We start from the raw sequence: 9,493 nt of genomic DNA, 5'->3' as shown, positions 1-9,493 counted from the left end.
GGGTCTACGACCCATTTGAACAGCGCCTGCGCTGGCCCGCAGGGTGAGCCTCTTTGAGGCTCATCATCCCCAGGAGCTTACTCAAGATCGTTCCTGGGGTGAGTGACAAATCTGCTTGGCCGATTTGAACGCTGCTTGCAGCGGCCCGAAGGGGCGAGGCCCAGTCTGGGCCGAGTCACGCAGCCAACACCCAAGCAACTTAAAGTATGAAGGGTATATTACTGTCTGATTTATTCAGTGGTTACCTGTACATAATAAATTATAGAAGGATTTATCGTTTTTACTTAAATCATGCTGATGCTATTTTCTTATCACTGATAAGAAAAACGAATCAATATTAACGTGATACCGAACAATCAGAGCCTGTTATTGACGCAACGCCACAGCCTGCGCGCAGGCCCAGGCAGAACTCCACGCCCACTGGAAGTTATAACCGCCCAACCACCCGGTCACATCCACCACTTCGCCGATAAAATACAGGCCTGCGACGCTATTTGACTCCATGGTTTTGGAAGACAGCGCTTTGGTATCCACACCGCCCAGCGTCACTTCGGCAGTACGGTAGCCTTCAGTACCGTTTGGTTGCACCCGCCAGTTCTGCAGGTTTTCAGCCAGCGCCGCCTGTTGAGCTGGAGTGAGTTGTTTCAACGTCGCTTCTGGCAACTGCTCCAGCGCTTGCAGGAACTCTACCAGGCGTTTTGGCAGATGCAGAGCCAGAGTGTTTTTGAGGCTCTGATTGGGATGAGCCTGCCGCTGTTCATTCAGGAAGCCGACCAGGTCTAGGTTTGGCAGTAAGTTAATACTCACAAACTCGCCCGGCTGCCAGTAGCTGGAAATCTGTAAAACTGCGGGGCCAGAGAGACCACGGTGGGTAAAGAGAATGCTTTCACGGAAGCTGGTCCCGTCTTCTGCCGTGACCACTGCGGGCACCGAAACGCCCGAGAGCGCTTGAGATTGCTCCAGCAACGGTTTGTGCAGGGTAAAAGGCACCAACGCGGCACGCGTTGGCAATACTTGCAGGCCAAACTGCTCCGCCAGTTTGTAACCAAAAGGGGATGCTCCTAGGCCCGGCATCGAGAGCCCGCCGCTGGCCACCACAAGTGAGCGAGCACTTACCTTCTCACCATTCAGTTCCAGCTCAAACCCATCATCCGTTTTTTCTACGCTCAGCACTTCGCTGCGCAAGCGTGTCGTCACCTGCCCAAGTTCACACTCCTTCACCAGCAGATCGACCACCTGCTGCGCGGAGTCATCGCAAAATAACTGCCCCAGCGTTTTTTCGTGGTAAGCAATACCGTGGCGATTAATCAGATCGATAAAGTCCCACTGGGTATAGCGCGCCAGCGCAGACTTGCAGAAATGAGGGTTATTTGACAGATAAGCCGCCGGTTCAATATACAGGTTGGTAAAATTACAGCGCCCACCGCCGGACATCAGGATCTTACGGCCCGGTTTTTTGCCGTTGTCGAGCAGCAGTACCCGGCAGCCAAGTTGCCCTGCCTGCGCAGCACAAAACATCCCTGCGGCACCCGCACCTATCACTACGACATCAAACTGTTCCACCTGAGCCTCTCTGAGCAAAAAAATCACCAGCGCGGTAAAGCGCACCCGCCCACCGCTGGATCTGCGGCGAAAGATTGTAAAGGCATCAGCGCGGCAGCGCTAGCGTAAGGAAATGTTAGTAAGCGTAAATACAGGTAATGCGTTGATAGTTATTCAATTAGTCCTGTCACCACCGTTTTTTTGCCCCATTGATATCAAAAAAACGTCATATTTCTCTTTTCCCCGAGACCGGTTGTCACTGATAATGCGCGGCGTTCATGTCCACCAATCTGGCGTAACGCTTATGTTGCATTTGTTCACTGGCCTGGATTTCCATACCGGCCTAATGTTGGTCCTCGCATTGATATTTGTATTGTTCTATGAAGCCATCAACGGCTTCCACGATACAGCCAATGCGGTTGCTACTGTAATTTATACCCGTGCTATGCGCTCGCAGCTTGCGGTCGTCATGGCTGGCCTGTTCAACTTCCTTGGCGTCATGCTCGGCGGCCTGAGTGTTGCCTACGCCATTGTTCACTTATTGCCAACCGATCTGTTGCTGAACGTCAGTTCAACACACGGTTTAGCCATGGTCTTTTCCATGCTGCTGGCAGCGATTGTCTGGAACCTCGGTACCTGGTACTTCGGTATACCGGCGTCAAGTTCACATACCCTGATTGGCTCCATCATTGGGGTCGGGTTAACCAACGCGATAGTCACCAGCACCTCGGTGGTTGACGCGCTGAACGTGCCGAAAATGGTCAGCATCTTCCTGTCATTGATCATCTCCCCGCTGGTGGGGTTGATTATTGCCGGGCTGATGGTGTTTGTGCTGCGCCACTATTGGAGCAATACCAAAAAGCGTCAGCGCATTCATATGACACCGGCAGAGCGTGAGAAGGTTGACGGCAAACGTAAGCCGCCATTCTGGACGCGTATCGCCCTGATCCTGTCTGCTATCGGTGTGAGTTTCTCACACGGTGCCAACGACGGCCAGAAAGGCATCGGCCTGATCATGCTGGTGCTGATCGGCGTGGCCCCCGCAGGTTTCGTGCTCAATATGAATGCCACAGGTTACGACATCACCCGTACGCGGGATGCCGTCGTTCACCTGCAGCAGTTCTACCAGCAGCATGGCGATTCCCTTTCCCATGTGATAGCCCAGAAACCACTGGTGCCTACGCCGGAAGAAGCGCCTCAAACGCCTAACCAACCAGCTGAGTTCCATTGCGACAGTTCACGCGCCATGATCGCCGTCGAGCGTTCTCTTGAGCTGCTGAACAATCTGCAAAGTTACGATCAACTGACGGTGGAACAACGCAGCCATCTGCGCCGCCTGCTGATGTGCGTAACGGATACCGCAGGCAAAGTGGCCAAGCTGCCGGAAACCACTGCAGATGACCAGCGGTTCCTGAAAAACCTGCGTTCAGACCTGCTGGAAACCGTTGAGTATGCCCCACTGTGGATCATCGTCGCGGTCGCCTTGGCGCTGTCTATCGGTACCATGATTGGCTGGCGGCGTGTTGCTACCACTATCGGTGAAAAAATCGGTAAAAAAGGCATGACCTATGCTCAAGGCGTGTCGGCACAGATGACTGCCGCACTGTCGATCGGCGTAGCCAGCTACACGGGTATGCCGGTTTCCACCACCCAAGTGCTTTCTTCGGCGGTTGCCGGGACCATGCTCGTGGATGGCGGTGGTGTACAAAGTAAAACCGTGAAGAACATCGCGCTGGCTTGGTTGTTGACTCTGCCGGTGTCGATTCTGCTTTCTGGTGGCCTGTACTGGCTGGCTTTGAAACTGATTTAATCCTCACGCATGAATGCGAAAGGCGGCCTAGGCCGCCTTTTTTATGCTATAAAATCAAGTAACTAGTACCAGATTGCCATTGCTAACAGGCTGAGAAGTATCAGGCCGCATAGCTCGGTGGTCAGCAGAAACTGACCGCGCACCCGCTGGCAACGGCGGATAAATTCCGGATCGTGATGTTCACAATAACGTTGCGCAAAGATATAACGCACCAGGCGTATCTGTTTGCTTGGCTGGCCGTGCGCAGTGAAAAAACCACCGCCATCAACATATTGATACAGCAGCGGATCGCAACCGCGTAGAACCACCAGCAGAGCACGCAGAGAAGAGTAATAGCGAGCCATATTAATCACACATACCACACACAAAGCCCAAAATAGCGCGACAGTACTCATGATGATTGCCCCTTCAAGGGCGTTGTCATCCCGGCCAACCGCCGGGCCAACGGCCCTACCTCTACCCAATGCTGCCGGAGCCTATGGCTCCCATCCTCCTAGCACCTTTTAAGTGGCCACGCATTATCACAACCTCTCATCGATACGCAAAGTGCGTATCGGGCACCTTGCGGCTCAGAGGGGATAGGCTGAAGCCTATATTCACTATTGTAGGATACCGAACTGCAAACTGACCTGGACCTCATATAAAATTTAGCGCAATGGCTAAATTTGTCATCTCTCCCTTGGTTATAAACTATAACTAACAGCGTTGCCGAACCAAGCGGGTAAATCGCTAGATAACCGGATAAACAATAGGATTTTGTGTTACATCGGTGTAAAACTAAAGAGGTAGACATCAGGAAGATTTATCCCTTACATTACTCGCGTTTTGCATAAGCTGATGTACTTGCAGCGGGTATCTTGATGCAATGCAGTGTGATCGCCCCAACATATCACCGCATTATCTGAATGGTATGATGCAGGTAAGGCGCAAGCGCCAAATTGGAACACTGAATGCCTGCCAACCCTTTAATCGGCATTATCTGGAAGGAGTATTCTCATGGCTTACAAACACATTCTCATCGCGGTTGATCTCTCACCGGAAAGCAAGATTCTGGTAGAAAAAGCCGTTTCCATGGCGCGACCCTACAATGCCAAAGTCTCCCTGATCCACGTTGATGTTAACTATTCCGATCTGTATACCGGCCTGATCGATGTCAATCTCGGCGATATGCAGAAACGTATCTCCGAAGAAACTCACCAGGCATTAACCGAACTGTCGCAGAATGCGGGCTATCCGATCGCCGAAACTCTGAGCGGCAGCGGCGATCTGGCGCAGGTGCTGGTTGATGCCATCAAAAAATACGATGTAGATCTGGTATTGTGCGGCCACCACCAGGATTTCTGGAGCAAGCTGATGTCTTCTGCACGCCAATTAATCAACAGCGTACACATCGATATGCTGATTGTTCCGCTGCGAGACGAGGAAGATAAGTAAGTATTTGCTAACCCCGCTTGCCAACGCCCGCCTAATGCGGGCGTTTTTCGTTGTATAACCCCTATTTTTATTTGTTATTGAGCCTACCCCCGGTGATATAGTCGATACAGACACAACATCCTCCCCAACTGTGAGCAACATCGATAAAAACAGGGGAACCCAAATGCTAAAAGGAGTTCTTTCATGGAACAAGCAGTATCACTGGAGTCGTTTCTAACCTCGTTAAAGCGTCATAACTCGCATCAACCAGAGTATTTACAGGCAGTACGTGAAGTTTTCACCTCGCTCTGGCCTTTCATTGAACGCAACCCTCATTACCGTGAATACGCCTTATTAGAGCGCCTGGTTGAGCCTGAACGCATCATTCAGTTCCGCGTCAGTTGGGTAGACGATCACGGCCAGGTGCGCGTGAACCGTGCTTACCGCATCCAGTTCAACTCTGCCATTGGCCCGTATAAAGGCGGCATGCGTTTCCACCCGTCGGTCAACACCTCGATCCTGAAGTTCCTCGGCTTCGAGCAAACCTTCAAGAACGCCCTGACTACGCTGCCAATGGGCGGCGGTAAAGGCGGCTCAGATTTTGATCCGAAAGGCAAAAGCCAGGGCGAGATCATGCGTTTCTGTCAGGCGCTAATGACCGAACTGTATCGTCATCTGGGCCCGGATACCGACGTACCCGCTGGGGATATCGGCGTGGGTGGCCGCGAAGTCGGCTTTATGGCCGGTATGATGAAGAAGCTGTCCAATAATACCTCCTGCGTGTTTACCGGTAAGGGCCTGTCATTCGGCGGCAGCCTGATACGCCCGGAAGCAACCGGTTACGGTCTGGTGTACTTTACTGATTCAATGCTGCAACGCCACGGTCTGGGTTTTGAAGGCATGCGCGTGGCGGTGTCAGGCTCCGGCAACGTAGCGCAATACACCATTGAGAAAGCGTTGGAACTGGATGCTCGCGTGATCACCGTTTCTGACTCCGGTGGCACCGTGGTGGATGAAGCAGGCTTCACCACCGAGAAACTGGCTCACCTGGCAGAAATCAAGAACCAGCGTTATGGCCGCGTAGAAGATTACGCCCGCGAGCGTGGCCTGACCTATCTGGCAGGCCAGCAACCGTGGAGCGTACCAGTAGATATCGCTCTGCCTTGCGCTACCCAGAACGAACTGGATGTGGAAGCTGCCCAGACGCTGATCCGCAACGGAGTAAAAGCCGTGGCAGAGGGCGCCAATATGCCAACCACCATTCAGGCTACCGATGCCTTCCTTGAAGCGGGCGTGCTGTTCGCTCCGGGTAAAGCCGCCAATGCCGGTGGTGTTGCCACTTCTGGGCTGGAAATGGCGCAAAACGCCGCGCGTCTTAACTGGCGAGCCGAGAAAGTTGATATCCGCTTACGCCATATCATGGCGGATATTCATCAGGCATGTGTCGAATACGGTGGCGAAGGCAAGCAAACGCACTACGTTCATGGTGCCAACATTGCCGGGTTCGTTAAAATTGCTGACGCTATGCTGGCTCAGGGCGTGCTCTGATCCCTGTTCGGTGAGATATCGCAATCAAATGCCGGCACTTCAGCCGGCATTAATTTTGCTTTTTTCAGGGGGAAATCTGCCGCTTTACAGCGGCATATAAATATCGAAGCGGTGATTTTTGGTGGTGCTAGCAGCATGCGCGGGAACATCCGCCAGCGGCGGCGCATAGTCTGGGCGTTTCACTACCACTCGCTTGGTCGCCAAACGGCGAGCCGGTTCCAGCAGGCCATCTGCATCGTCGTCACTGCCCACCAGCGACTGAAACACCCGCATTTCTTTCTTCACCAGCGCGCTTTTCTGCTTATGTGGATACATCGGGTCGAGATACACCACTTCCGGGCGCGGATCGAGATCCACCAGCGCCGTCAGGCTGGAAGCGTGCAGCAGCGTCATACGCTCGCGTAACCACGGGCCAATCTCGGCATCCTGATAACCCCGCTGTAAACCATCATCCAGTAACGCGGCAACCACCGGGTTGCGCTCCAGCATGCGCACTTGGCAACCGAGTGCGGCCAGCACAAAGGCATCGCGACCCAGCCCGGCGGTAGCATCCACCACGCTAGGGAGATAGCTACCCTTAATGCCCACCGCTTTAGCAACCGCCTCACCCCGGCCACCGCCAAAGCGCCGCCGATGCGCCATCGGGCCAGTAACGAAATCAACGTAGATCGCGCCGAGTTTTGGCTCGTCACGCTTACGCAACTCCAGCCGCTCTGGCGTCAATACCAGCGCCACCTGCGCATCGTCGTCAGAAGTCAGTTGCCAGCGCTGCGCCAGAATAGACAAGGCGCCGGGATCGGCGCCTGCTTCACACAATAAAAACACGCTCACGTGGCGGGTTATCCTTTAATACCGTAATGGCGCAGCATAGCATCCAGCTTCGGTTCACGGCCACGGAAGCGTTTGAACAATTCCATCGGCTCTTCAGAACCACCGCGCGAAAGAATGTTATCCAGGAAGGATTTACCGGTTTGCGCGTTGAAAATCCCTTCCTCCTCAAAGCGCGAGTAGGCATCTGCCGACAGCACTTCTGCCCACAGATAGCTGTAGTAACCCGCCGCATAACCACCGGCAAAGATGTGGCTGAACGCATGGGGGAAACGGCCCCAGCTCGGTGAAGGCACCACGGCGACCATTTTCTTCACCTCAGCCAGCGTTGGCAGGATCTGCGCACCTTTTTCTGGGCTGTATTCCGCATGCATACGGAAATCGAACAGGCCGAACTCCAACTGACGCAGGATAAACAGCGCCGCCTGATAGTTTTTCGCTTCCAACATCTTGTCCAGCAAGGCTTTTGGTAGCGGTTCGCCAGTCTCGTAATGACCGGAGATAAACGCCAGCGCTTCCGGCTCCCAGCACCAGTTTTCCATAAACTGGCTCGGCAGCTCGACCGCATCCCACGGCACTCCGCTGATACCGGCAACCCCGGCGGTATCGATCTGCGTCAGCATATGGTGCAGGCCGTGCCCAAACTCATGGAACAGGGTGGTGACTTCGTTATGGGTAAACAGCGCCGGTTTATCACCCAGCGGACGGTTAAAGTTACAGGTGAGATAGGCCACCGGTTTTTGCAACTCGCCGTTTGCCTTGCGCAGGCTGCCAACGCAGTCGTCCATCCACGCCCCACCGCGTTTATTCTCACGGGCATACAGATCCAGATAGAAGCTGCCACGCAGTTCGCCGTTAGCGTCGAACAGATCGAAGAAGCGCACTTCCGGATGCCAGGTATCCACATCTTTACGCTCTTTGGCGCTGATACCGTAAATGCGTTTCACCACCTCAAACAACCCTTCAACGACACGCTGTTCTGGGAAGTACGGGCGCAGTTGCTCGTCGCTGATGGAGAACAGATGCTGTTTCTGTTTTTCGCCGTAATAGGTGATGTCCCACGCTTCGAGCTCATCCACGCCGTAATGTTGCTTGGCAAATGCGCGCAGCTGCGCCAGCTCCTGCTCTGCCTGCGGGCGCGCCCGCTTGGCCAGATCGTTCAGGAAGCCCAACACCTGCTCTGGGTTTTCTGCCATTTTGGTGGCGAGGGATTTATCGGCATAGCTGGCAAAACCCAACAGCTCCGCCAGTTCGTGGCGCAGCGCCAGCGTTTCTGCCATCACTTCGCTGTTGTCCCACTTACCGGCGTTCGGCCCCTGATCGGAAGCCCGGGTAGCAAAAGCACGGTACATTTCTTCACGCAGTGCCTGATTATCGGCGTAGGTCATCACTGGCAGATAGCTCGGCATATCCAGCGTCAGCAACCAGCCTTCCTGCTCTTTAGCCTGAGCCATCGCCTGGGCCATCGCCAACGCACTTTCCGGCAGACCGCTCAGTTCGTTGACGTCAGTAATCAACTTGCTCCAACCCATAGTGGCATCCAGCACGTTGTTGCTATAAGTGGAACCCAATTCGGACAGGCGCGCGACAATCTCGCCGTAGCGTTTTTGCTTTTCTGCCGGCAAACCAATGCCTGAAAGCTCGAAATCTCGCAGCGCATTCTCCACTGCTTTACGCTGCGGCACGCTCAATTCAGCGAAACCTGCGCCTTCTTTCAGGCTGCGATACGCCTGATACAGCCCTTCATGCTGCCCCACCCAGGTACCGTATTCCGACAGCAGCGGCAGCGCCTGCTCGTAGGCTTCGCGCAGCTCCGGGCTGTTTTTCACCGCATTCAAATGGCCAACCGGCGACCAGATGCGAGCCAGACGATCGTCAGATTCTGCCAGCGGCTGGCACAGATTTTCCCAGGTAAACGGCCCCGGCTGCGCAACCACGCGCTCCACCGCAGCGCGGCAATCAGCCAGCGCGGATTGCACCGCAGGCACGATATCTTCAGGGCGAATCGCCGAGAACGGCGGCAAGGCAAACGGCGTCAGCAACGGATTGGTCATAAGGGCAGTCCTGATTAGCGTTGTGGGCCGGATGCGGGCATCGGGCCAGGTAAATAACAATGTCTCACTAACATGGTGCCAAATAGCAGGAAAATCAATGGTGGTGATTGAGGGAAAGTGCCATCGGGCATCACAAGGTCTTTTATGCAGAACCAATCGACAGGCAGAGACAATGCATTTCACTTTTTCTCAGCCAGACAGTTTATACTGTGCGAATTATCAGCCTTTACTCAGCTTGCTCCATCTGGAGCACAAGGAATGACCAGACGCCATGTTAAGTTACCGCCACGGTATGCAT

7 protein-coding genes are annotated in these 9,493 nt (G+C 54.1%); 3 read left to right on the top strand and 4 right to left on the bottom strand.

Features of this window, described 5'->3' with window-relative positions; genetic code table 11:
- Positions 1-366: 366 nt before the first annotated feature.
- Positions 367-1,563 carry an NAD(P)/FAD-dependent oxidoreductase gene (locus IV04_RS23520; protein WP_037403388.1) on the bottom strand — a complete coding sequence of 399 codons (1,197 nt, stop codon included), beginning with the start codon at positions 1,561-1,563 and terminating at the stop codon, positions 367-369.
- 283 nt (positions 1,564-1,846) lie between these two features.
- On the opposite strand from IV04_RS23520, the gene pitA reads away from it, so the two are divergent.
- Entirely contained in the window at positions 1,847-3,352 is a 1,506-nt protein-coding gene (gene pitA, locus IV04_RS23515; protein WP_037403328.1) for an inorganic phosphate transporter PitA, read from the top strand.
- Positions 3,353-3,414: 62 nt separating this feature from the next.
- Here pitA and uspB read toward each other — a convergent pair whose 3' ends face one another.
- The gene (uspB, locus tag IV04_RS23510; RefSeq protein WP_037403389.1) at positions 3,415-3,750 is read right to left on the bottom strand and encodes a universal stress protein UspB; all 336 of its coding nucleotides are present in this window, start codon (positions 3,748-3,750) and stop codon (positions 3,415-3,417) included.
- Positions 3,751-4,348: 598 nt separating this feature from the next.
- Between uspB and uspA the strand changes: the two genes are divergently transcribed.
- A complete protein-coding gene (gene uspA, locus IV04_RS23505) occupies positions 4,349-4,786 on the top strand; it encodes a universal stress protein UspA (RefSeq protein ID WP_037403330.1) in 438 nt (145 codons plus the stop codon).
- Positions 4,787-4,969: 183 nt separating this feature from the next.
- A complete protein-coding gene (gene gdhA / locus IV04_RS23500; protein WP_037403333.1) occupies positions 4,970-6,313 on the top strand; it encodes an NADP-specific glutamate dehydrogenase in 1,344 nt (447 codons plus the stop codon).
- Positions 6,314-6,397: 84 nt separating this feature from the next.
- On the opposite strand, the gene rsmJ is transcribed toward gdhA, so the two are convergent.
- Positions 6,398-7,144 (bottom strand): 16S rRNA (guanine(1516)-N(2))-methyltransferase RsmJ, encoded by a 747-nt coding sequence (rsmJ, locus tag IV04_RS23495; protein ID WP_037403335.1) that lies wholly within the window; start codon positions 7,142-7,144, stop codon positions 6,398-6,400.
- An 8-nt stretch (positions 7,145-7,152) separates the two neighbouring features.
- The gene (gene prlC, locus IV04_RS23490; protein ID WP_037403338.1) at positions 7,153-9,195 is read right to left on the bottom strand and encodes an oligopeptidase A; all 2,043 of its coding nucleotides are present in this window, start codon (positions 9,193-9,195) and stop codon (positions 7,153-7,155) included.
- Positions 9,196-9,493 lie beyond the last annotated feature (298 nt).

The organism is Serratia sp. Ag1 (assembly GCF_000743355.1).
Taxonomy (GTDB): Bacteria; Pseudomonadota; Gammaproteobacteria; order Enterobacterales; family Enterobacteriaceae; genus Chania.
This window is presented reverse-complemented; position numbering and strand designations above follow the sequence as displayed.

Excerpts from the sequence above, each read along its gene's own strand:
- pitA (WP_037403328.1), top strand. The coding sequence starts at position 1,847 with ATGTTGCATTTGTTCACTGGCCTGGATTTCCATACCGGCCTAATGTTG.
- uspA (WP_037403330.1), top strand. The coding sequence starts at position 4,349 with ATGGCTTACAAACACATTCTCATCGCGGTTGATCTCTCACCGGAAAGC.
- gdhA (WP_037403333.1), top strand. The coding sequence starts at position 4,970 with ATGGAACAAGCAGTATCACTGGAGTCGTTTCTAACCTCGTTAAAGCGT.
- prlC (WP_037403338.1), bottom strand. The coding sequence starts at position 9,195 with ATGACCAATCCGTTGCTGACGCCGTTTGCCTTGCCGCCGTTCTCGGCG.